The organism is Methanomassiliicoccales archaeon LGM-RCC1 (genome assembly GCA_030168575.1).
Classification (GTDB): domain Archaea; phylum Thermoplasmatota; class Thermoplasmata; order Methanomassiliicoccales; family Methanomethylophilaceae; genus Methanoprimaticola.
The window spans coordinates 1588103-1612188 of record CP115555.1 but is presented as its reverse complement, the minus strand read 5'-3'; the positions used below and the strand labels follow the sequence as shown (position 1 = coordinate 1612188).

26 protein-coding genes and 3 tRNA genes are annotated in these 24086 nt (G+C 53.1%); 21 read left to right on the top strand and 8 right to left on the bottom strand.

The features are described 5' to 3' along the window. Positions 1-25 precede the first annotated feature (25 nt). The 4 genes from PED39_08200 to PED39_08185 all read left to right on the top strand — a co-directional run bounded on the left by PED39_08200 (position 26) and on the right by PED39_08185 (position 5124). Positions 26-1792, top strand: coding sequence for an ATP-dependent DNA ligase (locus tag PED39_08200; protein ID WII07562.1), 1767 nt, complete (start codon positions 26-28; stop codon positions 1790-1792). Positions 1793-1938: 146 nt separating this feature from the next. Next, a complete protein-coding gene (mgtA, locus tag PED39_08195; GenBank protein WII07561.1) occupies positions 1939-4725 on the top strand; it encodes a magnesium-translocating P-type ATPase in 2787 nt (928 codons plus the stop codon). A 64-nt stretch (positions 4726-4789) separates the two neighbouring features. Continuing rightward, positions 4790-5017, top strand: coding sequence for a KEOPS complex subunit Pcc1 (locus PED39_08190; GenBank protein WII07560.1), 228 nt, complete (start codon positions 4790-4792; stop codon positions 5015-5017). Positions 5018-5051: 34 nt separating this feature from the next. Beyond that, positions 5052-5124: transfer RNA gene (locus tag PED39_08185), tRNA-Pro, on the top strand. A 52-nt stretch (positions 5125-5176) separates the two neighbouring features. Here PED39_08185 and PED39_08180 read toward each other — a convergent pair. Then, a complete protein-coding gene (locus tag PED39_08180; protein ID WII07559.1) occupies positions 5177-5674 on the bottom strand; it encodes a hypothetical protein in 498 nt (165 codons plus the stop codon). 59 nt (positions 5675-5733) lie between these two features. On the opposite strand from PED39_08180, the gene PED39_08175 reads away from it, so the two are divergent. Next, on the top strand, positions 5734-6078 hold the full coding sequence (locus tag PED39_08175) for a hypothetical protein (protein ID WII07558.1): 345 nt from the start codon (positions 5734-5736) through the stop codon (positions 6076-6078). Positions 6079-6227: 149 nt separating this feature from the next. Continuing rightward, a complete protein-coding gene (locus tag PED39_08170; GenBank protein ID WII07557.1) occupies positions 6228-7073 on the top strand; it encodes a DUF6293 family protein in 846 nt (281 codons plus the stop codon). Between the two features lie 65 nt (positions 7074-7138). Here PED39_08170 and PED39_08165 read toward each other — a convergent pair whose 3' ends face one another. The 5 genes from PED39_08165 to PED39_08145 all read right to left on the bottom strand — a co-directional run bounded on the left by PED39_08165 (position 7139) and on the right by PED39_08145 (position 11903). Continuing rightward, on the bottom strand, positions 7139-8650 hold the full coding sequence (locus tag PED39_08165) for a bifunctional UDP-sugar hydrolase/5'-nucleotidase (protein WII07556.1): 1512 nt from the start codon (positions 8648-8650) through the stop codon (positions 7139-7141). Between the two features lie 82 nt (positions 8651-8732). Then, positions 8733-8819: transfer RNA gene (locus tag PED39_08160), tRNA-Leu, on the bottom strand. Positions 8820-8864: 45 nt separating this feature from the next. Beyond that, positions 8865-9917: a uroporphyrinogen decarboxylase family protein gene (locus PED39_08155; GenBank protein ID WII07555.1), complete on the bottom strand. Its 1053-nt coding sequence runs from the start codon at positions 9915-9917 to the stop codon at positions 8865-8867. A 47-nt stretch (positions 9918-9964) separates the two neighbouring features. Beyond that, positions 9965-10945 carry an isocitrate/isopropylmalate family dehydrogenase gene (locus PED39_08150; GenBank protein WII07554.1) on the bottom strand — a complete coding sequence of 327 codons (981 nt, stop codon included), beginning with the start codon at positions 10943-10945 and terminating at the stop codon, positions 9965-9967. A gap of 4 nt (positions 10946-10949) precedes the next feature. Next, entirely contained in the window at positions 10950-11903 is a 954-nt protein-coding gene (locus PED39_08145) for a deoxyhypusine synthase (GenBank protein ID WII07553.1), read from the bottom strand. 152 nt (positions 11904-12055) lie between these two features. On the opposite strand from PED39_08145, the gene PED39_08140 reads away from it, so the two are divergent. The 15 genes from PED39_08140 (at position 12056) to PED39_08070 (ending at position 21851) form a co-directional block, all read left to right on the top strand. Beyond that, complete coding sequence (locus tag PED39_08140) at positions 12056-14266, top strand: sodium-translocating pyrophosphatase (protein ID WII07552.1); 2211 nt, start codon at positions 12056-12058, stop codon at positions 14264-14266. A gap of 116 nt (positions 14267-14382) precedes the next feature. After that, positions 14383-14955 (top strand): DNA-directed RNA polymerase, encoded by a 573-nt coding sequence (locus PED39_08135; GenBank protein ID WII07551.1) that lies wholly within the window; start codon positions 14383-14385, stop codon positions 14953-14955. After that, positions 14955-15146: a DNA-directed RNA polymerase subunit E gene (locus tag PED39_08130; GenBank protein WII07550.1), complete on the top strand. Its 192-nt coding sequence runs from the start codon at positions 14955-14957 to the stop codon at positions 15144-15146. Before PED39_08135 ends, PED39_08130 begins: the two co-directional genes overlap by 1 nt. Next, entirely contained in the window at positions 15146-15649 is a 504-nt protein-coding gene (locus PED39_08125; protein ID WII07549.1) for a DUF359 domain-containing protein, read from the top strand. Before PED39_08130 ends, PED39_08125 begins: the two co-directional genes overlap by 1 nt. After that, on the top strand, positions 15646-15975 hold the full coding sequence (locus tag PED39_08120) for a 30S ribosomal protein S24e (GenBank protein ID WII07548.1): 330 nt from the start codon (positions 15646-15648) through the stop codon (positions 15973-15975). The genes PED39_08125 and PED39_08120 overlap by 4 nt, the downstream gene beginning before the upstream one ends. A gap of 5 nt (positions 15976-15980) precedes the next feature. Beyond that, positions 15981-16166 carry a 30S ribosomal protein S27ae gene (locus PED39_08115; protein WII07547.1) on the top strand — a complete coding sequence of 62 codons (186 nt, stop codon included), beginning with the start codon at positions 15981-15983 and terminating at the stop codon, positions 16164-16166. A 96-nt stretch (positions 16167-16262) separates the two neighbouring features. Further along, positions 16263-16336: transfer RNA gene (locus tag PED39_08110), tRNA-Arg, on the top strand. 120 nt (positions 16337-16456) lie between these two features. Continuing rightward, on the top strand, positions 16457-16681 hold the full coding sequence (locus tag PED39_08105; GenBank protein ID WII07546.1) for a DUF6290 family protein: 225 nt from the start codon (positions 16457-16459) through the stop codon (positions 16679-16681). Beyond that, complete coding sequence (locus tag PED39_08100; protein WII07545.1) at positions 16678-16944, top strand: type II toxin-antitoxin system RelE/ParE family toxin; 267 nt, start codon at positions 16678-16680, stop codon at positions 16942-16944. The genes PED39_08105 and PED39_08100 overlap by 4 nt, the downstream gene beginning before the upstream one ends. Positions 16945-17116: 172 nt before the next feature. Then, positions 17117-17620: a GNAT family N-acetyltransferase gene (locus tag PED39_08095; protein WII07544.1), complete on the top strand. Its 504-nt coding sequence runs from the start codon at positions 17117-17119 to the stop codon at positions 17618-17620. A 149-nt stretch (positions 17621-17769) separates the two neighbouring features. After that, the gene (locus PED39_08090) at positions 17770-18231 is read left to right on the top strand and encodes a hypothetical protein (GenBank protein ID WII07543.1); all 462 of its coding nucleotides are present in this window, start codon (positions 17770-17772) and stop codon (positions 18229-18231) included. Further along, the gene (locus PED39_08085; GenBank protein ID WII07542.1) at positions 18228-19340 is read left to right on the top strand and encodes a histidinol-phosphate transaminase; all 1113 of its coding nucleotides are present in this window, start codon (positions 18228-18230) and stop codon (positions 19338-19340) included. Before PED39_08090 ends, PED39_08085 begins: the two co-directional genes overlap by 4 nt. A gap of 4 nt (positions 19341-19344) precedes the next feature. Further along, positions 19345-20352, top strand: a complete 1008-nt coding sequence (gene cbiB, locus PED39_08080; protein ID WII07541.1) for an adenosylcobinamide-phosphate synthase CbiB — start codon at positions 19345-19347, stop codon at positions 20350-20352. A 57-nt stretch (positions 20353-20409) separates the two neighbouring features. Then, a complete protein-coding gene (locus tag PED39_08075; protein ID WII07540.1) occupies positions 20410-21246 on the top strand; it encodes an adenosylcobinamide-GDP ribazoletransferase in 837 nt (278 codons plus the stop codon). Beyond that, complete coding sequence (locus PED39_08070) at positions 21246-21851, top strand: NTP transferase domain-containing protein (protein WII07539.1); 606 nt, start codon at positions 21246-21248, stop codon at positions 21849-21851. The genes PED39_08075 and PED39_08070 overlap by 1 nt, the downstream gene beginning before the upstream one ends. Here PED39_08070 and PED39_08065 read toward each other — a convergent pair whose 3' ends face one another. After that, positions 21852-22964 (bottom strand): TIGR00303 family protein, encoded by a 1113-nt coding sequence (locus tag PED39_08065; protein WII07538.1) that lies wholly within the window; start codon positions 22962-22964, stop codon positions 21852-21854. It lies immediately after the preceding gene. A 5-nt stretch (positions 22965-22969) separates the two neighbouring features. Further along, a complete protein-coding gene (locus PED39_08060) occupies positions 22970-23980 on the bottom strand; it encodes a phosphoglycerate mutase (protein WII07537.1) in 1011 nt (336 codons plus the stop codon). Positions 23981-24086 lie beyond the last annotated feature (106 nt).

Here is a 24086-nt window from a genome sequence, read left to right as displayed (position 1 = left end):
TACGTTACCGCCCGATTAGGCGGGCATGTTGTATTCCGAGCTAGCGGACACCTTCGACAGACTGGAAGCTACAGGCAGCCGTCTGGAGATGACCACGATCCTTGCGGATTTCATCCGTACGGTGGACAAGTCCGAGCTCAGGAACATCATCTATCTCTCCCAGGGAAAGCTCCATCCGGACTTCATCGCGAAGGAGCTCGGGATGGCAGATAGGCTGGTTCTGAAGGCGATATCCTTCACATCCGGAACACCCGAATCCGTGGCAGAGGAGCTGTGGATCAAGACCGGCGATCCCGGGGAGGTGGCTGAGAAGCTGATCTCCAAGAAGAAGCAGATGACGCTGTTCGCCGAGGAGCTCACCGTCGATAGGGTCTACAAGGGGCTCACAGCGATCCAGGATGCCGAAGGTAAAGATTCCCAAGACAAGAAGATGAAGCTCTTGGCCAACATGCTACACGACTCCGGACCAGTAGAGGCAAGGTACCTTTGCAGGATCGTCACAGGAAGGATGAGGGTCGGTGCAGGAGACATGACGATACTCGACGCTCTGGCGGAGGCCTTCGCCACGAAGGAGGACAGGCCTGCCATAGAGAGAGCGTTCAACATCACATGCGACATAGGATTCGTAGCGGAAACCATCGCCGAAGGCGGAATGGACGCGGTCAACCAGATCAAGGTGACAATCGACAATCCGATCAAGGTCATGCTCGCGGAGCGTCTCCCCTCGGTATCCGAAGTCGTGGCAAAGATGGGCGGTAAGTGCGCCATCGAATACAAGTACGACGGCATCAGGGTCCAGGCACACATCGGGAAGGATTCCGTCAGGCTGTATTCCAGAAGACTGGAGAACCTCACCACCAATTTCCCTGATATCGCAGAAGCCCTCAGGGAGAGGTGCAAGGCAGGGGAAGCGATCATCGAGGGCGAATGCGTGGCCATCGATCCCGAGACAGGATACATGCTGCCCTTCCAAGCTGTCACCCACCGCAGGAAGAAGCACGGAATGGACGAGGCGGTCAAGGAGGTCAGCGTCAGGATATTCATGTTCGATATCCTCTACCGCGACGGTCAGGACATGACCAACATCCCCTATCTGGAGAGGAGATCCGAACTGGAATCGACCTTCGACATCGGGGACAAGATTCAGATGACCACCATGAGGCTGGTCAACAGTCCCGAGGAGGGAGAGGAGTTCTTCGCCCAGGCCGTGGCGGCAAGGTGCGAGGGAATCATGGCCAAATCCGTGGCTCCAGAATCCATATACAGAGCAGGATCGAGAGGATTCCTGTGGATCAAGTACAAGAAGGACTATCAGCAGGCACTCACGGATTCATTCGACCTTTCCGTCGTGGGAGCGTTCTACGGAATGGGAAAGAGGGCCGGGAAGTACGGCGCTCTCCTGATGGCCGCGTTCAACGAGGACACGGGAAGGTTCGAGACCGTATGCAAGCTCGGTACCGGATTCGACGATGCCTTCCTGGACTCCATGCCAGAACTCCTCAACTCAGGACTGTCTGAGAAGAAACCCTCCATGGTCGATGCAGAGATGATACCTGATGTTTGGTTCAATCCCACCACAGTTCTTGAGGTCGTGGCCGCAGAGATAACCCTCAGTCCGATCCACACCGCTGCCAAAGGCATCCTCAAAGAGGATTCAGGTCTCGGGATAAGGTTCCCCAGGTTCACCGGAAGGGTAAGGGACGACAAGTCCCCGGAGCAGTGCACAACAGTCGGCGAGATCATCGAGATGTTCGAGATGCAAGCTCACGATTCTGACGGCCTAGCGGAGTGATGTGTCTCCACACTTTCGGTTTGTTTCCCTAGGGACATGGATGAGCTCTAAGAAACAAATAGTAACACATTCCAAAGGTCACATTTAAGAACAGAACATGATACGAGTTTTTTGTGGCAACGGATATGCTCTCACCAGAGCAGAGAATGAAGGATGCAGCGTCCAAGGATGTGGATGCTATCATCGAGCAGTACAACACCAGGATCGAAGGTCACTACAACGAGGAACTGACAACATCCCGTATCAAGTACGGGGAGAATTTGGTCTCTAACCACAACACCCACGTGGTCCTCAAAAGACTGTATCATTCATTCTGCAACGTATTCATAATCGCACTGGCAGTCATAGATGTCCTGTGGATGATTTTGGATCCCGATATCATCTACTGCATCATCCTGACCACTCTGATCATGATCAGCGGAACCATGACCTTCATCCAGGAGACCCGCAGTGGTAAAGCTGCGGCGAAGCTGGTGAACATGGTCACGACCATTATCACAGTCCGCCGTGAGGGCGTCGAGACAGAAGTCGATTCTTCAGATCTAGTGGCAGGAGACATACTTATCCTCGATATGGGGGACGTCATCCCTGCGGATGTCAGGATCATCAAATCCCATCATATGAAGGTGGACCAGTCGGCTCTCACTGGGGAGTCCGAGGCTGCCACCAAATTCTCGGAGCCCGTGAAGTGTGACGGGAGCATCCTGGAATGCAACAATCTCGCATTCATGGGCACCAACGTGATGGCTGGATCCGCCGAGGCCGTCGTCATCGCAGTCGGTGACGACACTGTCATAGGATCCATGGCCGAAAAGCTCTCGACAAAGGCCACCAAGACGACATACGACAGGGGCAGCAAGGACATCGTCAACGTTCTGCTCAAGCTGATGATCTACACGGTTCCCCCTGTGTTCATCATAATGGTCCTGAAGGCCTATTTCAACGCAGGAGCGTTCCTGATGGAGGATGTGCTCGAGGCCCTGATCTTCGCCATCACCTTGGCCATCGGCCTTATGCCAGAGATGCTGGCCACAATAGTCTCGACCAATCTGGCCAAGGGTTCCATCGACATGTCCAAGAAGAAGGTCATCGTCAAGGACGTCAACGCCATTCAGAACTTCGGAGCTATGGACATCCTCTGTTCCGATAAGACCGGTACCCTCACGGAGAACAGGATCTCAGTCGAGGAGAGCTGCGACATCTACGGGGTTCACAGCTCATTGGTCGAGAAGCTCGTGTGCCTGAACAGCACCAAACTCAGTTCCGCCACCAATCAGATAGATTGGGCCATCCAGGAGCATGCGGAGAGAGAGTACCTCATGGAGGAGCTCGACGAGTATGAGCTCATAGGAGACGTCCCCTTCGATTTCATCAGGAGAAGGGCCACCGTCGTGGTCAGAAGGAAGAACGATGTGAACCTTATGATTACGAAGGGGGCAGTCCCCGAGATACTGTCCATCTCCACAAGGTATCTGGATGAGGCAGGGGAGATGAGGGATCTCGACGAGGAGACAATCCACAAGACCCTCGGTCTCGTAGAGTGGTACAGCAAGAAGGGAATGCGCGTTCTCGGTGTGACTCACAAGTACTTCCCCGTGGGGAAGACAGACTACTCTCCGTCCGACGAGATGGATCAGATCTTCGCAGGATTCGTGGTGTTCACGGATCCGGTCAAGAAGACCGCCAAGAAGGCGATCGAGGACCTGGCCGAGTACGGCATAAAAGTCAAGGTGCTGACCGGTGACAACGAATACGTATCGCGTTTCGTCTGCGATCAGATCGGTATCAACTGCAAGGTGTGCGAGAAGGATGTGTCATCCGTCGAGGATTTTGAGCCGGAGACGGGCAAATCGCTGATCTTCACCGGACCACAGATTGATGAGATGGACGATGAGACCCTCCGCAGCGTGGTTGAGGACAACGATGTGTTCGTGAGGCTCACCCCTGACAACAAATCCCGTATCGTAATGGCGCTCCGTGACAATGGGCACTGCGTCGGATTGATGGGAGATGGAATCAATGACGTATTGGCGATGAAGAACGCCGACGTCAGCATCTCTGTCGACACCGGAACCGACATTGCGAAGGAGACCGCCAGCATGATCCTCCTCGAGAAGGACCTAGGCATCCTGAAGGATGGGGCAATCGAGGGAAGGAAAGTATACGCGAATTCGATCAAGTACGTCAAGATGATCGGTTCCATCAACCTCGGTTACATGTTTTCGATCATCATAGCGACCATGCTGTTCAATTTGGAACCGCTGGGAGCGATCATGGTCCTGATATTCAACCTGATCAACGACTTCGCATGCATGATCATCCCATGGGATACGGTCGAGGATGAGTTCGTGAGAGAACCCAGGAATTGGGACGCGAACAATCTGAAGAACGTCATGTTGCATTACGGTATGATGTGCCCTCTGACGGATCTGTGCACATGGGCATTCATGGTGTTCGTGGTGTTCGCATCCCTTTCGCTATCGGATATCACCGTGTTCAACGCAAATGGAGAAGCACTCACGTTCGCTGGTTACTCCACCGTATCTGATCTGATACTGGCCAGGGAGAATCTTAGGGGAACGAACGTGGAGGCCTGGTTCCAGGCGATCTGGGTGATAGAGCAGTATTGGATGCAGGTATGGGCCATCCACATCGTGCGTACCAACAAGCTACCATTCTTCCAGACATGGTCCTGCAAGGCACTGGTCGTCTCGGCAATAGTGGCGCTCATAGTCGGAACCATTCTGCCGTTCAGCGGAGGGCTCTGGGAGGTCATATCGACATTCCCGACGGTACTCTTCCAGGGCGTGTTCATCAACAACATCGCAGGAATCGCAATGATCTGGATGCCGTTCATCGCCGTCGTGTACTTCTTCGGTAGCCATCTGGTGAAGAAGCGCATGCTGAGGAAGTACGGATATTTCGCCTGTTGAAACCTTTCAGCCGGGGACATCCCCGGCATCATTATTTTATGGTCTTTCCCGATACTCAGGAATCATGCTCTCATTGGAACTGAGGTTCGATTATCCCGATGCGGAGACTGCCAAGACAGTCATGGATGCCTTGGGGCCGGACAACGACGGATATGTTGATTCCAGGATCGAGGGCAGCAAGCTTATCTTCTCTATGGAAGCGGAGAACGCAGGTACCCTGAGGAACACCGCCGATGATCTTCTGGCCTGCATCAAGACCGCTGAAGAGGCCATCGGTATCGGCAAGCATTAAGGTTTATATCCGACGATTATTTGTCAGACCCTGTGGGCCTGTGGGGTAGCTTGGTATCCTTGTGGCTTCGGGAGCCATTGACTCCGGTTCAAATCCGGGCAGGCCCACTCATCATTCTAGAACGGATGCAGATTCAGCTCATGCTGAATTTCTCGGCTCTCATTCTAAGATCGGGAATCTTTTCACTATCGACAGTCCCTTCCACTTCTCATACAACGAGAAGTGCTCGAATCCTCCCAGGTAGTAGCATGCTATCAGACCCGTTACCAAGACAATACGGTGATCGATGATCGGATTGTCTGCAGGCGGGACGCATAACAAATACATCACTATCAGGAACACGGATGTTCCGATGGTGGAGATCTTGGAGGCAATCCCCAGAATAAGGGCCACTCCTCCCAAAAGGAGCGCAGCCAGCAGAATTATGTCGATGACAAAGTTACCAGCAAGGCTGTTGAATAGGTCCGCGAAGATTCCTGTGGTCACATAGCTGACGAACGATGAGGGCGAACCGCCATCAATGAATCCGCTCCCGGCAGGTGTTTGGAATCCAAGTCCAAACATCTTGTCCAGGAAAGGCCAGAATAACAGCCACCCCAAGAGTATACGGAAGATGGCCAGCATCTTCTCCCCCACGATCCTCTTCTCTGCTTCCATGGATGTCACCAGATAACTGTCCCGAATACCTTTTTGATGGATATAGTCATTACCAATCGATGACAGCGAATCCAGCGGACATCATGAGGTCTTACATCATCGATGCGGAGACATACAGCCTGGCCGAACAGGCAGGGAAGTTCTGTGAGGTCCTTCGGGAACAGCTGTCCGATCTATCGCTCTTCGAGGATTTCGAGTTCACATTCTATTCGGACGAGCCTTACGAGCTATCATTCATTTGGGATCGCGGCGATATCAGGTCCAAGCTGACATTCCTCGGGGACAAGGATGATTCCACTTGGTCGGTAACGTCTTCGAGAAAGAGGTTCAGAGGAGCTATCGGAAACGACATGGCTTCATCGTGTAGAACCTTCCTTTCGTCAATGAACGAAATCATGCAGTAACGTATGAATAGGTGTATCCATGCATCCAGATGCATTTAGTTGGATGGATTATCTGTCATCCATCACTATTTATATGTTCTTCTATTATTTATTAAGTTAAACATTACTTTTTTATACCTAACAGGGTGCTGTTATTAACGGTGATATCAATGAATCAGACCGGTAAGAAGGAAAGGGTCTTGATATGCTGCCTTACAACGGAGGTCGTGAAGGTTGTCAAACCGATCGATTTCTATGAGGCCACTCGCGTGCATATCATAGCCTATCCGAACACCAACGAGTCGGATCCCACGGCCAGGTTCTATAACACCTTCCTGAAGGAGGCGAGGGCCAGGATCGAGGCGAGCGGAAAGGTCGAAGTGATCGTGCATTACGCCAACATCCTCGATTATCAGGAGATGCTGCGCACGATCGTCCGTACGGTGGCCGAGGAGAAGTCCAAGTCCGGCGACTTTGTGGACATCTATGTCAACATCTCATCAGGTACGCCCGAGTACATCGCCGGTGCGATGCTGGCCTCGATGCAGGACGAATCTCTGATATCATTCAGCGTCAGGACCAAGACCAGAAGCATGAACCTCGAGCAGGCCATGGAGGCCTACACCGTTGACGGGAGACCCGTCGGAAGGACTTCTGAAGTCTACGATCCTGCGATGATTATGACCTTCGGAGCCGAAGCTCCCGATGACAGGCTGGTCGCCTGCTTGGGAATCCTGAAGGGGATGAACGAGAACAAGCGCTACCCCTCGTTCAACGATGTCATCCTTGCGTTGAAGAACGACAACGAATGGGATTACGTTCCCGAGTCCAAGAAGACACGCACGGACGACGCCCAGAAGGAGCGCATGTACTTCAGGAGGAACTACATCGACCCGATGCTGAACAAGGGCTGGATCGTGGAGGACCACATCAAGAGAAACCGTTACATACTTACGAGGAAAGGGGAAGCCGTCGTTTCGGTATACTCGAAGGAGGGATCGGTCGTTCTCGACTGACCCTCCAACCCCCACTTTTCTTTCACTCGGGGAGTCGCCCAGAGTTTCTCGTAAATATTCCATTTTCATGAAATAGGGACGATTCTGCCTCCATCGATGGTCGATTCGGTGATGTTCCCGATCTCCGTGATGTATTGGATTAGCGCCTCGATATCGGCACACACCATCTGCGTCGGATAATCCGCGAAGTAAATGTTCCCGTCTCCACCCTGAGCGATGAAGTTGACGGTGGCAAAGGTGTATGTTCCGTTCTTGTCAAGTTCGGAGCCGTTGATCATTATCGAAACGACCCTCGAACCAGCTTCCTTAGAGGGGTCGTAGGTGACCGTTATTCCCGAGACCTGCACGAATCCTCCGAAAGGAGTGGGTTTTCCAAGGGAGAATTCTATCGAGTCATAGATCGAGGATCCTGAGACCGTCATCACAACCATATCATTCAGGAACGGAAGGAGGTCGAAAGCGTCCTTCAGAGTGATGTCTCCCTCCTCTATCGATGTGCGGATACTGCCTCCGTTGATGAAAGCGATGTCTGTTTTGGCGCACCATCTGAAGCTGTCGGTTATCAGGTCAGCGAGATTGGTCTCTTGAGAGCGAACCTTCGAACGCTCCCCTTCCAGATAGATGTCTGTATGGCCGATGACCTCCATTAGTTTGGTATTCACGTCCTCCTCCACAGCTTCGATCAGATCTTCTATGGTTCCGTTATAGAGCTTATCGCGGTGTAATTTGGCGGTTATGTCCCCATCTGCGGTAACTGTGATGACCCCCACAGTATTCAGGTTGCTGCCTGTGCTGGCGATGATCGTATCGCTTGGGATCAGGTCTATCGAACCATCACACAACTTGCCGTCCTCCATCTCAACGTGGCTGTGTCCGTCGATGAATATGTCTATTCCCGGTACTTTGCTGCATATGTAGTCCGATGTGACCGGCAGGGACCTGGCGACCCCTATGTGGCCGATGGCGACGATGTAATCCACATCCATAGTGCTGAGCAGAGATACCATGCGTTCGGCCGCCTCCACGGCATCCGTTACAGTCGTGTTCTCCATTTTTCCCTGCGAAGTGGCCACCGGAGTTTCCGGAGTCAGGATGCCGAAGCATCCCAATCTGATGTTGCCTTTCTCAAGTATCATGTACTGGGGGAACACGCTCCCGCCCTGGTCAGTGTAGTACAGGTTGGCGCATATCAAAGGGAAGTTGAGTTGGGATACTCTGTCCATCATCACCGTGAATGTGTAATCGAATTCGTGGTTGCCGGGCACACCCACATCGTATCCGATGCTGTTCATGATCCCAATGGAGGATTCCCCTTCAGTCATGGTTCCGTAGGCATTGCCCTGCAGGAAATCCCCGGCATCTATGGTGAAGACAATCTTTCCGTCAGCCTCCATCTGATCCTTGAGCGATTTCAAGGTGGCGAATCCGAGTTGGTCATCATAATGGCAGTGGGTGTCGTTCGTATGGAGTATCACGAATTCCTGAGGCTCATCCGAGCTGTTCGATAATACAAAGGAGCACCCCAATATCAGAACGATCGACAGTGCCGCAATGACGAGGACCTTCGATGTGCGCATGCAGAGGTATCGGCGGAATCGGATTTAATGCTGAGTCCAGACATCACGAGAGCCTTCGCTGAAGAGAAATCAATGGAATAAATGGTGCAAGGGACGAGATTTGAACTCGCGGACCACTAAGGACTAGCCCCTCAAGCTAGCGTCGTTGGCCATGCTTGACTACCCTTGCACTCAGTACCCCAGAGATATAGATGATGTTAATAAAGATTGTCCTTCAGTGGGTCCAGTAGGTCCTAGCAGCTTCTCCCATCGCCAGCACGTTCTCGTCCTTGGTGGATATGGGGGTCTCGCATCCGGGAGCCAGAATGAATCCTCCGCTGTCGTTGCCCGCGGCATCGATGACTCTGTAGCATTCGTCCCTTATCGTATCGGGGTTGCCCATCATCATGGTCTGCACGGGATCTACGTTTCCCATGATCGAGATGTTCCTTCCAGCGGTCTCTTTGGCCTTGGCTGGATCCACCGCATGGTCGAAGCTGAGGCAGTCAGCTCCGGTACCGGGCATCTGCTGGAGTATGTTCAGAGTCTTGCCGCATATGTGAACGAAGGTCGGGACATCAGAATCCATCGCGTTGACGTCGCTCACCACCCTCTTGATGTAAGGTGCCGAGAACTCGGCGAACATATCAGGGGATATCAGGTCCTCGGACGATGTGGGGTCCGCCATCCACATGACTGTAGCTCCCGCCTCGATCATGCGCTTCTGCATGCCGGATACGAATCCGGTGATCTTAGAGATCAGTTTCTTTACGGTGTCGGGCTCGACGAGAGTTCCCATGACCATGTTCTCTACGCCCATCACGTATCCCGCGGATGTGACCGGCCCCCAGGACAGACCGCAGATGTGCAGGTCCTCAGGAAGGATCCTTGCTGTCTCTTCAAGAGCATCCACGAAAACTTTCTGGAAGTTAGGGCATTCCGATGCTACGCTTGGGTCGAATATGGCGAGATCATCAATCTGCTGTGCATCGGTAGCGATGGGTTTCATGATCTGTCCGTAATCATCCTCGGGGAAACGGACCTCCATGCCCAGGTCGATGAAGGGGACCTGGGAGTCGAGTACGGGTTTGACGAAATCCGATTTTGTCTTCACCGCATGGTCGACCGACACCTTGGCCGAGATCTCAGGGTTCCATCTGGCCGTCTCTACGCTGACGCCGGCGCTGCGTGCGGCCGTTGCCAGAACGAAATTGTTGACGGGTGTCCTGTCAGTCTTCTCATGGTTGAGCGCTGCTTCGACGCAGCTCCTGTGCCCGGCATCGATCATGAGCACTGAAATCCGATAAAGGGATAAAAGGTCTATCTAGGAAAAGCTCAGACACGGCTGATGATCTTCTCCACGAATTCATCGGTGGTCAGGTTCCCGCCTACGTCTGGGCATCTCTCCCCGGCCACATAGGTTTCCTTGACTGCGTTGACGATAGATTCCGCCTCATCCTTCAGTCCGAGGTCCCTGAGGATAGTGGCCGAGGAAAGTATGGATGCTGTGGGGTTGATGTATTTGTCCTCAAGACCTTCGATTGTGGCCTTGTGACGGGGCTGGTAGAGTCTGTACTCGTCACCGATGTAGCAAGTGGGGCAGAGGTGGTCGTAGCCTGTGAGTCCGCCCAGTATGCCCGATACCACGTGGCTGTACATGTCCACGCAGATTATGCACTGGTCCAGTGAAGGGGTCTTGAGAAGATGGGATGCCCAGTCCTTGACGTTCAGAATCCTTGTTTCGTATACGTCCGCCGGGAACATGGTCTGGAATGTGTCCGCGAACATCCCGCTGCTGATGGGGAAGAAGTCGGGCCTTGTCAGGCAGGTCACCCTTTCGAGCTTGCGGATCTCCACGTCTGACAGCGCGAGGCTCATCATCCTGCTGTAAGAGGTGCTCTTGATGTATTTCGATATGGTGACCCCATCGAGTTCGGTGACCTCGGTTATCTCCGAGGAGACGTTGTTGTTGCTTCCCCAGAGTACCATCTCAAGGCCGTCCACGCCCAGGTCGGGTGCGAGTGTCCTGAAGTACCTGGCCCTTGCGTAAAGGTCCAGCTGGACCTTGAGGGTCTTCAATGGGTCGACGCCGGATTCAGGAGTGAAGACGGGACCGCTTAGGATTATCTTGCATTCATCCAGGAGGTCCATGGTCTCGTGCGGAAGGTACTGTCCCGTCTCCTCGAATGCGGATTTGCCGATCATGCCGTGAACTATCTCAACGGAGTCGGTTGCCATGCTGAGCACCTTCTCCGCAGCCGCAGTCACAATCGGGCCGATCCCGTCACCGGGCAGGAGCAGTACCTTCTCGCTCATTCACTCACTCTAGCCTGTCTACCAAGGATGCGTAGATCATTGGGAGGGTGATGGTGGCATCTCCCTCGACCGTCATCTTCTTCGCTTCGGGCTTGACCTTTCCCCAGGAGATTGCTTCTCTGAGCCTAGCTCCCGAGAGGGATCCGTCATATTCCTCGGCGGTCGTCAGGTAGACCGCGTAGTCCAGTCCTCCGCGGAACTGGTTCCACCAGATGACGTGGTGCTTGGAGATTCCTCCGCCGATCATCAGCGCGCCGGTGTTGGTGGCGTGGTTCGTCATCTCGGACAGCATCTGCTCATCGCCGAACAGGTCGATCCTGAATTTCCTGTGCGTCTGGTAGTACATCCAGAGCTGGCATCCGAACGAACCATCCGTGATACCGGGGACGACGATGGGGATCTGGTTCTTCCAGGCCCAATACATGAGCGAGTTCTCATCGTTCATCCTCTTACCGACCTCCCAGATGATCTCATGGGTGGTCATGGAATCTGTATTCTCGAAGATCTCGTCGAACATCGGAAGGATCTCTCCCTCGAGGACCTCTCCGTAGCAGTCGTCGGGGACCAGGACGTTACCGAGCCTGGAGATCTCGTACTCCTCCCTCAGTTTCGCATCGTCCATCATGAAGTCGCCGTGGTAGTAGTGCTCGTAGGTCCTGGAGATATCATGGTCCAGGCATCCGCAGGTGGTGATGATCAGGTCGACTCTCTTGTTCTTGACCATATCGACCAGCACACCGCGGGTTCCGGTGGCCATGATGCATGCGGGGAACGAGAGGATCTTGAGACAGTCCTTGTCCTTCTCCATCCTCTCGAGGATGTCAGTGGCATCGGCCAGCTTCTGTGCTGTGAATCCGCCGGCTCCGCTCATGTATCTCATGAGTTCGTCCACTGTCATGCCTTTCTTGACCTTTATGTCCTCAACTTCGATGAGTTCGAGTTCTGCTTCCTTCGACATTGTATCGTCTCTAAGCCCCGGCTAGAGGGGACGGGGATTAAAAGGGTATTGCTGATCGGGACTAAGCTGACCCTTATTTTCTAGTACTCTTTTTACGCACGTCATTATATAGGACTTCGAGCATGGGTCGGTCAACAAATGGAGTTATGATCATGATTGACATGTTCAATTTCGACAATCTGCTGTTCATGATTCCGATTGCAGCAATTGTAGCGCTGATCTTCGCAGCATACTTCTACAAGAGCGTCTGGTCTGTTGACAAGGGCACTCCTGAGATGCAGAAGATCTCCAACGCCATCGAGACAGGTGCAATGGCCTATCTCAGGCGCCAGTACAAGACAATCGGTATTGTGATCATCGTATTGGCGATCATTATTGCAATTGTTGGATTCGCGGTGGAGGATTTCGCCGAGTATCTCAATTGGAAGGTCTCGATCGCCTTTATCATCGGAGCAGCATTCTCGATCCTCTCTGGATACATCGGAATGAAAGTCTCCGTCAACTCGAACATCAGGACAGCTTCCGCTGCAAGGAACAACCTCAACGACGCCTTCAAGACCTCGTTCAGGGGAGGAGCCTTGTCCGGAATCGCAGTGTCCACACTGAGCCTTGTTGGACTCTTCATCGTCGTCTTCGTCTACAACATCTGTTTCGGAGCTGACGATGAGTCACTGAAGTCCACACTCCGTCTCGTTGTCGGATACGCATTCGGAGCTTCGTTCGCAGCCCTCTTCGCCCAGCTGGGTGGAGGAATCTACACAAAGGCCGCGGATGTCGGAGCTGACCTCGTAGGAAAAGTCGAAGCAGGAATCCCTGAGGACGACCCCAGGAACCCTGCGGTAATCGCCGACCTTGTCGGAGACAACGTCGGAGACTGCGCTGGACGTGGAGCAGATATCTTCGAGTCCACCGCCGCCGAGATCATCGGATCGATGGTCATCGGTACAGCCGTCGTCGCGACCGGAATGAGCACGAACTGGGTTTTCCTCCCTCTCGTCCTCATGGCATTCGGACTCATCGCGTCACTCGTCGGAATCCTCATCGTGAGGCTCAAGGACGATAACGCTGACGTCTGCGGATCGCTCAACGTCGGATACTACCTTACAATCGCACTCAACCTCGTGTTCCTCGGAATTACAACATACATGCTTCTCAGTCCCGAGACTGACAGCTGGTTGAACTTCTTCGGAGCAGGAGTAGTCGGAATCGCACTCGGTCTCGCGATCGTTTACATCACACAGTACTACACTGGCGACCACAAGCCTGTCAAGGGAATCGCAGCAGCATCCCAGACCGGAGCCGCCACCAACGTCATCGAGGGAATCTCCATCGGTATGGAGTCCACGGTTCTGCCCGTCGTCTGTATCGTCATCGCAATCATCTCGACATACCTGCTCGGATTCTCCGCAGCACCCACTGTCGATGACCAGATGATCTACGGATTCTACGGAACCGCTATCGGAACCATCGCCATGCTCGCTTCCTCAGCCTTCATCCTCGCAGAGGACACATTCGGACCCATCACCGACAACGGTGGAGGAATCGCTGAGATGTCCAACCAGCCCGAGGAGGTCAGGAACAGGACCGACAAGCTCGATTCCGCCGGTAACACCACCAAGGCCCTTACCAAGGGATACGCAATGGCATCTGCAGCTCTCGCAGCATTCCTGCTCTTCGCAAGTATCGCGGAGGTTATCGCTGACGTCAAGAACGTCAACGAGGGACTCTTCCCCGGAGACGCTGGATACCACACCATCACCGAGATCTTCAACATCAACATCGGTGACCCCCTCATCTTCGTCGGAGCGCTCGTCGGAGCGGTCCTTGTGTTCTTCTTCGCATCTCTCGCAATCCGTGCCGTCTCCAAGGCTGCCGGTGAGATGATCGAGGAGGTCCGCAGGCAGTTCCGTGAGAAGAAGGGAATCATGGAGGGAACAGAGGAGCCCGACTACGCAAGCTGTGTCGACATCGCAACCCGCGGTGCACTGCGCGCAATGGTCGTTCCTGCACTCTTGCCTATCCTTGTCCCCATCGCGTTCGGTCTCATCTACAAGTTCGCACTGTCCGGAATGGACGGCTTCGAGAACATCGCATACACCGGTGTTCTGGCACTTGTGATCGGTGGTACCATTGTCGGTATCCTGATGGCTAACTTCCTCAACAACGGAGGAGGAGCTTGGGACAACGCCAAGAAGTACATCGAAGAGGGTAACTACGGCGGAAAGAAGTCGCCTGCACACGCAGCGGCAGTCGTCGGAGACACCATCGGAGATCCCTTCAAGGACACCGCAGGACCTTCAATCCACGTTCTGGTCAAGCTGCTTTCGACCATCTGTTTGGTCATGGCAGTCCTGTTCGTGTGAAAACAAGTTAATCAGGGAGGGGGAGACCCCTCCCATCCAGTATTTTATCCTTATATTACGCGTGGATATAATTTATATAAGAGTCCTCACTAACGTGGGTTATCAGAGGGCACGCTATGTACATGCTTACAGAAGTCGAAAAGGTCGTCCGCATCCCGCCGGTTGAACTCAAAGAGGACATCGATGACGTCATCGACAGACTCACATGGGACGCATACGAGGGCAGATTCGGAGAAGACAAGACCTTCACGGTACTGATCAGGAACGTCAGGACGGAAGGCCCGGGACGCATCGTCCACGGTGACGGAGCAGTCTACCAGACAGTCAAGTTCGATCAGATCGTCTTCAAGCCCAGAGAGAACGAGGTCGTCGAGGGAGTGGTCGTGGAGATCCTCAAGTTCGGCGCATTCGTCAGGTTCGGACCCCTTGACGGACTCCTGCACATCAGTCAGGTAATGGATGATCGTGTGGATATCGATGAGTCCAACCAGAGGCTCGTAGGCAAGGACAGCGGAAGGTTCCTGGCAGTCGGAGACATCGTCAGGGCCAGGGTCGTCAGCATCGATCTCAACGAGAAGAACCCCCAGGACAGTAAGATCGGACTCACCATGAGGCAGCCCGGACTGGGAAAACTCCAGTGGATCGAGGAGGACGCCAAGAAGCACAAGGATTCGGATGGTGATGAGTGATGGCAGTTATCGTGCAGAAAGCATGCAAACAGTGCAGTTTCATCTCCGAGGAGGATGTGTGCCCCCGCTGCGGCGGTCAGACCTCTAAGGAGTGGCAGGGATACCTCGCGGTTCTGGACTTCGAGAAGTCCGAGATCGCAAAGAAGATGGGAATCTCCGCCAACGGAAAGTACGCTCTCAAGGTACGCTGATGTTCGAGAGGGACCTTGTGCTGCCCGAGAAAGACAGGCAGCTGTTCAAGGAACCGATAGGAATCGAACTGTACGACAGTGACCTCGAAACGTTTCACGCTCAAACAACCTTAATCACCGTCGGGGACGTGGTATCCCTGACGTTCAGGAAACGCGGAATGACACCGTTCCTGTCTATCTATGACGGGATGACGGAGCGCCGCGAGATGACCGAATTCGCCAAACTCGTGGAGAACGAGGAGAAGAAGGAGGTCGTCAACCCCGCAGGCAGGATAACCAGGGAACTGGTGGAATGCATCCGCGGGTGCATGGAAGGGTCCGGTGGACTGATAAAGGTCGACGGAGAAGAGGATCTGGCGTTGTTGCCGGCAATCCTCCTGGCTCCGATCGGTGCCGATATCATCTACGGGTGGCCAGGGAAGTGCATGATGCGCGTCACCACGGACGAAGGTATCAGAACCAAAATCGAACAGCTACTGTTCAAGATGGAGGAAGAAGAATGAAGATGGAAATCACAAAGAAGAAAGAGAACCCTCTCTCCAAGAGGGTCGAGGTGTACTTCACACTCAACCACGAGGGCGAGAGCACACCCGGAAGGAACGCAGTCGCAGAGGCTATCGCAAAGGAATGCAAGTCCAAGAGGGAGTGTGTCGTCGTCGACAACATCGAGTCCGTCTACGGAAAGGGCATGTCCAAGGGATACGCAAAGGTCTACGACAGCAAGGAAGCAGCACTCGAGTTCGACAGAGAGTACCTCCTGAAGAGGAACGGAATCGAGGCAAAGGCCCCTGAAGCACCTGCAGACGCAGAGGCACCCGCAGCGGAGTGATTACGATGGCAAAAGCAGCAGCACCCAAGGCGGCAATCAAGAAATCTAACGCTTATCAGGTCGACGGAGACAAGATCTCCAGGACCAAACAGTTCTGTCCCAAGTGCGGACCCGGAACATTCATGGCAGTCCACAAGGACCGTGTGTCCTGCGGTTGCTGCGGATACACCGAGTTCACCAAGAAGGACTGAGAAAGGTAACTCTTCATTCGCCTCCTCCCTCTCAAAAGGAGGCACAGGATCGCCGGGGAGTATCTAACCCCGGCAAATACCTTCCTTTCCCATCCTGGGCCCGTAGTATAGCTTGGATAGCATAGGGGCCTCCGGAGCTCCGGACTCGGGTTCGAATCCCGACGGGCCCGCGTAATTTTATATATTATAGCAATAAGATTATTCAATGTTTTGAAAGTTGGGTTTATATTTAATATATAAATAAACCGACAATCGTTAGCTTTATATGTAGTACAAATGTATTACTACACATGGCAGTTTCAGTCAGATTCAACGACTCTGAGCTTGGATTACTCAAGGAGTACGCATCCCTATACAATGTGAGCGTTTCAGATGTCATCCGTAAGGCCACCATGGATATGATTGAGGATTCTATGGATGTGGCAATTTTAGAGGCTGCTATGGAACGCATATCTAAGGAAGGTTCCAAGATGTATACCTTCGAAGAGGCCGGGAAGGAACTTGGATTCCTATGACGTATCGCGTTATTATCTCTCAGGATGTCATTGACACTTTGAAGAAGATGGATCGGCCGATGGCCGCTCGCATATATTCGTGGATAGGTAAGAATCTTGAGGGGTGCAGCAATCCCAGGAGGACGGGAAAGGCACTTCAGGGGAACCATGTTGGTGAATGGAGATATCGTGTCGGTGATTACAGAATCCTGGCAAGAATCGAGGATGAGGTCGTTACCATATACATTATTGAAGTTGGTCACAGATCAAAAGTATATGATTGAAACTCAAGAAAATCATCAATGCAATGTACCATATCCTCTCTCATAAAGAGGCATAATGTACCATTTTTCAAAGTGTCTGGCTGGCGTTTTAAGCTAGTCCCGACGGGCCCGCTCGTACAACAATTGATTTTTTGGGCTTTGTCCTTATAGTATAGAGTAATAAGGAGGGCCGATGTCGAACATAGCTCTTGAGAAGTTGAAAGATTCTGACCGTGATCAGTTTGTTAGAGACAATCAGGAAGCTTTCAGATATGGGGCCACTGAAGAGTTCGGTCTTCGCGATGACCATTTCGAGGAGCCGGGCGAGATAATCTCCAGGGATACGATAGAGAAATCAATAGACAGCGGTGAGGCCTACAGGATCGTTTCAGACGGGAGATACGTGGGCGGCGTCATCGTATCTATCTCAGACGACCGCGGCGATTTGGAGATTCTTTTCGTATCGCCGAAGGAACATAGCAAAGGGATTGGCTACGAAGCTTGGTGTTCTGTTGAGAAGATGTTCCCACAGGTCAGAGTGTGGAGCACGTGTACTCCTTATTTCGAGAAGAGAAACATCCATTTCTATGTGAACAGGTGCGGTTTCCATATCACCGAGTTCTTCAACGAACATCACCGTGACCCGAATGACCCTGAAGATAGCGAGATGTTCCATTTCGAGAAGGTCATGTTCTGATTCAATACGATTGTATTATTGAGGATATGGTCATTAGACGAGTAGTTCGATGGCCAGCTACATGTTTAATCAAATCAGCTTGTAGCTTCCATAATCGATCCATTGTCTTCTGTAATTCAAACTATATAGAGTCGAAATGATAGCGATTCATGGACTTCGGCAGTGAGAATGAGACAAGGGGGTTTGTCAGCGGCATGGACGAGCTAGACGCTGCCGTGAAGATGATGACCGCCATGCTCAACCGTTTCAACAAGGCCGAGATCTACATTGGCGTTGGAAAGGACGGCAAGATCCTGGATAGGGAATTCTCAGAGGAAGACGTGTCCAAAGTTTCCCAGAGGATGGGTGAGCTGATCAATCACATGCCGCAGACCGCCGTATCATTGGAAAGGACGGAGGATGGGAAGGGATACATACGCATATCCGCCACGGGGTTCGAGACACCCTATTCCTTCGGCAGTTGGTTCTACGTCAGGAGGTACCGCTACGTTGACCGGGATGGCTCCAAGTCTGTGGAATGGGTAGAGAACCTCACCTGCGGTATGAAGAGGCACCGATCGTTCTCGCCCGTTAAACGTATTATACTGTATAGCGATACTGGAACATTATGAAAGGTCGCATACTACCCCGCAAGGAACTGTCCGAATTGCCGAAGACCGTCCATGGCGGTCAGGCCTGGAGGATGGAGGGAATCGAGGACTACAGCCATAACCTCAACCCGTTCGGACCTCCGGAGAACCTCGCGGAGATCGTCGCGACCGCTATCGCCGAAATAGGTCATTATCCCGACGACACCTGTGCTGAGCTTAAGGACACGGTGTCGAAGACATTCAACATCGATCCCGAATGCATCACGATAGGGGCGGGGTCGTCTGATATCATCAGGAACGTCCCCAACACCTTCTTCTCACCGGGGGACAAAGTCATAATCAACAGACCGAGCTTTGCCGAATATGCCCAGCAGTGCAGGCTCGTCGGAGCTAACATAGTTTGGAATGAATTGCTTCCGGAGAATGATTTCCGCATCGATCTGGATTCGCTGATGTACAACGTCGGTGACGACACCAAGGCGCTGTACATCTGCAACCCGAACAATCCTACGGGAAGAGTGGAGCCCAGAGACAAGATCGTCAGCATAGTGAGGGAATGCGAGGACCGCGGAGTCCTTGTGTTCCTAGACGAGACCTTATTGGAGCTCGTTCCCGGATACGCCGACATAACCTTGACCGGAATGGTCGACAAGTTCACCAACCTGATCATTGCCAATTCCCTGACGAAATCCTTTGCCATACCCGGCATCAGGATCGGTTTCGGTCTCTCGAATCCCGACATCATCTCCGAGATGGAGAAGGTCAGGATGACATGGAATGTCGGCCAGATCGAACAGACGGTGGCCAACATCCTCATCAGAGATTATCTGGACTATGTAGACCAGGCAGCAGCAGTGATGGGCGAGGAATCGGAGATAATGAACTCGTCGCTCAACAACGTGGGATTCCCCGCTGGACCGGTATCGGATTCGTTCTTCTACTTCAACGACCTGAGCCCGCTGGGGATGGACTGTGCGCTCTTCCAGAAGAAGATGCTCTCCCATGGTATAATGGTCCGCGACTGCTCGTCTTTCGGGCCCGAGTTCAAAACGTATGTGAGGTACAGTGTGAAGGACAGGGAGCGCAACTGCAGATTCCTGGCCGCTGTGGATTCGGTTATCAATGGGTGATCCGATGGAGCTCTGGATGGATGCGCTGTCGATAATCGTTCTGGCCATCCTGATAGACCGTTTCATAGGCGATGTCCCCAATTCAATACACCCTCTGAGGTGGATGGGAAATTTACTGGATGCCATAGATCGCAGGATCAAGAACAGATCCACTGCATGGACATCCGTGCTAGGATTCCTTTCATACCTTCTGGTCTTCCTGCTGTTCGGAGGCATCGCGATCGTCATCATCACTGCCGTACACTACTTCGTATCGCAATATGACGAGACATGGGGAGAGATCGCATGGATCGTCGTCACTGCATTCATCTTCAAGGTGCAGTTCGCGATATTCTCGTTCAGACACCACTGCGATCCGATATGCGAGGATCTAGACGCAGGCAGGATCGAGGATGCTGCCTCCAAGGTCCAGATGATCGTCAGCAGGAACACGAAGGGGATGGATGCGGAGCATATAGCATCATCATGCTGCGAGACCGTCTCCGAGAATCTGGTGGACAGCATAGTGTCCCCTACATTCTACTTCGGACTGCTGGGCATAGCAGGATCGATCATGTTCAGGTGTTCCAATCTCATGGATGCCATGTGGGGATACATCAACGACATGTACGGGAGGCTCGGATTCTTCCCTGCCAAGTTCGACGATGTTCTCGGGTGGCTCACATCCAGGGCATCCCCGTACTTCGTAGCATTGGCCGCTTTGATCCTACGTATGGATTGGAGGGCAGCCGTTCCTGCTGCCAAGGAGGAGCACACGAAGACCCCCAGCCCTAACAGCGGTTGGCCCATGACGGCGGTTTCCGCGGCACTCGGGATATCGATGGAGAAAAAAGGAGTCTATGTTATGGGCAAGGGGCCGATGCCGACGACCAAAGATGTTCAGCGCTGCATGAGGCTCGTAGAGCTCACCTCGATACTGTTCATGCTGCTGATATGCTTCCCATTGTTCGCATTCCTGGGGATCCACGTTCAGCTCTGGCTGGAGGGTTTCCTCCTTACTCTGTTTTTATAACTGAATACGACATATTGCTCAAGTGGTTAGAGCATCCATCCACGGGAGAGGACAGATTTGGGAGCATTGAAGGCTTTGGTTTCATTCTACACCATATTCCATATGAACATCACGCAGGATGACATGGACAGCATGGAGAAGAAATTCTACCTCACTCCTCTTGTTGGCCTCGTGTTCGGATTCATAGCTCTTTTGGCCATATCCATCTTGGATTTCCTGGAAATCCGTTTCGGGTTCGGGAATGTTCTGGTGATGGCAGTGATCCTGCTGCTCATCCCATATGTCGGGAGCAAATTCCTCCATTTCGACGGACTCACCGATTTCGGGGACGGAATGATAGTGTCTGGAGAGCAGAGCGACCACATTCGTGCCCTCAAAGACACCCTCGTCGGTGCCGGAGGAATCGGGGTGGCGTTGATCACGGTCCTGTGCTCTTTCGCATGCTACACCATGTATGATGCCAGGGCAAGTGCGATCCTTCTTCTCCCTGCGGTGGAGATCCTTGTGAAGAACGCGATGGTCGTGGCCGCATCCTTTGGAAAACCCGGTAACGGCATGGCTGCCAGACAGGTGGAGAAGACCACCGGTAAATCAGCCGTTCTAGGATGCATCGTTACCATAGCGGCGGTCCTTTTGCTGTTCGTAGTCACCGGATTGATTCTCATGTTGGTGCCTGCGTCTTTCTCGTGGGAAGGGATGCTGATGCTCTGGGCACCGCCGATAGTAGCAGGATTCATCGTATCCATCATCGTCGGTTTCATCATGGCAAGGACTGCCAACAGAGTATTCGGAATGGTGAACGGGGATATCCTGGGCGCTACCAATGAGGTCGCCAGACCGTTCCTGCTGTTCTTCATGATCCTAGTGTTCGCAATGGTAACGGAGATGCTCTGATGGAAGCCTTGGTCCATGCCGGAGGGAAAGGAACCCGCATGGGCCGCTGCGGTATCGAGAAGCCGATGATGAAGGTCGGCGACAAGTGCACCGTGGAAAGGGTCATAGATGCCCTAAAGGGCACGAAGGAGATCGATCGCATATTGGTGTCCGTGAGCGATAACACCCCTCAGACAGAGGAGTACCTCAAGAGCATCGGTATCGAGACGGTGAGGACGTCCGGGGACGATTTCATGGGCGATCTGCACCAGGCACTCGAATGCCTAAATGGAGATTATGTTCTGACAACTCCCTCGGATCTCCCGCTGATAACATCCGAGGTCTTCAACCAGATCATCGATTATTTCAATCCGGGCGTCATGGATTCCCTCTTGGCGGTCATCGATGAGGAGACTGTCCGCAGCATAGGGATCACACCATCCTATGTCCGCGAGGAGGGGGGTCACAGGTGGGTGCTTTCAGGCGTTTCAATAATCGACCGCAAGAAGACCCTAGCCGGAGAGTACCTGGGGGAAGCGATCTTCGAGACGAACTGGCCAGAGCTGTCTGTGAATGTTAATACGCAGCTGGAGCTGGGCCTCGCCCGTTCATTCTACAAGGAATGATCAGTCCAGATTCATTATCCCTTTGTAGATCTCGTGGACCTTGTCGACCAGGTCTTTGGCAGTGATCATTCCGCCGGTGGTGATTATCGCACCGACGCAGGACCCTCCGCATCCGGCACCTTCCTTGATGTATCCCCACTCGTAGGCCTGCAGTCCCTCATAGGGGCTGTCTGAGTAGTCCACATTGACGTAGACGATCGGGATCCTATCTGAGATGTTATCCATGATCTTCTTCATGTTGGAATTGGGGTCGTTCATCAGCCATCTGGTGGTCCCTTGGATGAAGTTACCTACGATCTCGGGATGAAGTTTCACCGCTGCAGCCATGACGGCTGCGAGCTGGGTTCCACCGCCGACTATGACAGGGACATGCTTGGCAGCACCGCAGAGGATACCGACGTTAGCGGGCATCATCGGGTCTCCGAAGCACTCGATGGCCTTCAGCGGATCGTTGGCGTAGTCACCAGGCTGGATGCCGGCCTTGTCTAGTGCTTCCTTGACCAGCTTGCTCTTCAGTTCCTTGGGGTTCTTGGGAGAACTGCTGCTGACGAGGTTCTCTTTCAGAACGCCCATGGCGGTCATAACGGCCAGAGCGGTGGTCGTACCTCCGGCGCAGCTCTCGCTGATGATCACGAAATCATTGTCCTTGGCGAGCTGTTCTCCGAGGGCGTGACCCTTCTCATAGATGGATCTGACGTGTTCGACCGCATGAGCTGTGGTGATCTTATCACCGCACTTGCCGCCGAGATAGAAGTAGGGGATGTTTGGCTCTACATAGCATCCGCCGTTGACGATGAATGTCTGCATATTGGATAGCTCCAGCGCAGCTTTGGTGAGGGTGGCGGGTGTCGGGATTCCTCCAGGATTGATCGGGACTCCCTTGATGCAGGTCGTCTTACCGTTGACCAGGAGCTCCGCATCCGCAGCACCGGTGTAAAGGGTCAGTTCGGGAGTGTCTCCGGCATCGGAAACCCCGGGAATGCTGGACGTCATGGTGCTGGCCACCGTGCAGGTGAACACGCCCCTTCTGCCCCAGATGCGGGACAGTATGTCCTTGGCGGTCTTCTCGTCCCCATACAGTCCTAGGGACGGAGGTATGTTGAAATCAGTCATCTTGTTCACCTCTTTTTGGCCAGCAGCGAGCTGACGATCGTATTCAATGGAAGTACCTCGTCCGGGCCCTTGCCCAGATCGATGGTGGACCACAGAGGAACGTTCATCAGGATATGCTCCCCGGTTACACATGAAGTGCCGTGGTCGACGAAATAGATTATGTTGTCCGCATCGGAGAAATACTTCTCCATCAGCCTGTCGGTCTCCTCCAGGATGGCCTTTTTCTTGAAGGGATCCTTCTGGTGGCTGTACTCATCCACCTCGTCGATGTGCAGGAAGACGTTTCCTTTGTCCAGCATATCTCTGGCGACCGGGAATCTGTCCTCGACCTCCTCTATCAGTTTGAAATCGAATCCCATTGATGCACATATGCCCAGTGCAGTGGGGCTGTTGGAAACAGCGAACAGGTTGTTAAGTCCCTCGACGGGCTCGTACTGCCTTCCGAACTTCCCGCATCCCCAAGGATAATCGGTGATCCCGTTCATGTCCTTGCGTACGCCCTCGATGAACTCGCCGAACTTACCTGGCAGCTGGACGAAGGGAGCATCCACCGGAGGTCCGGGGAGCTCGGGGACGTAATCGGAGTCCATGGTCAGGATGGCCCTTCCTCCGATGAAGTACTCGATCCTAGGGTTGTACTCTTCCAGGATGTGCAGGTTCTTGTTCACAGCCGCGATGAGCTCCTGTTTGAACTCATCGGCATGATAGGACCAGTGAACGGTGTCACCGTCGATCACAGCTGGACTGAGCCTGTAGGCGGTCCTTTTGGGATCCTTGACATCCAGCAATCCGAGCCCCATCGCTTCTATCGCGGCGCGAGCCATCTCCGGAGGATGTCCGGTGAAGAACTCGTTGAGGAAGAGATGCGTGTATCCCCTTCCGGTCGTGGTGTACCTATGGCAGGCCTTCTTTTTCAGGAACGGCATCTCAGCCACCTCGTAGGGCTTCTTCCCTCCTAGGTCTGGATGCGGATCGTCTTCCGCCCCGTCGAGGAGAACGAAAAGTGTGTTGCTCATTCCTATCGGCATTGGACATGTCGTCCAGGGATAAAGGTATATGGATGGATGTAGCCACCAACGATCTTTCAATGCTATTCCGTTCTGATATCAGCGGAATAATTGC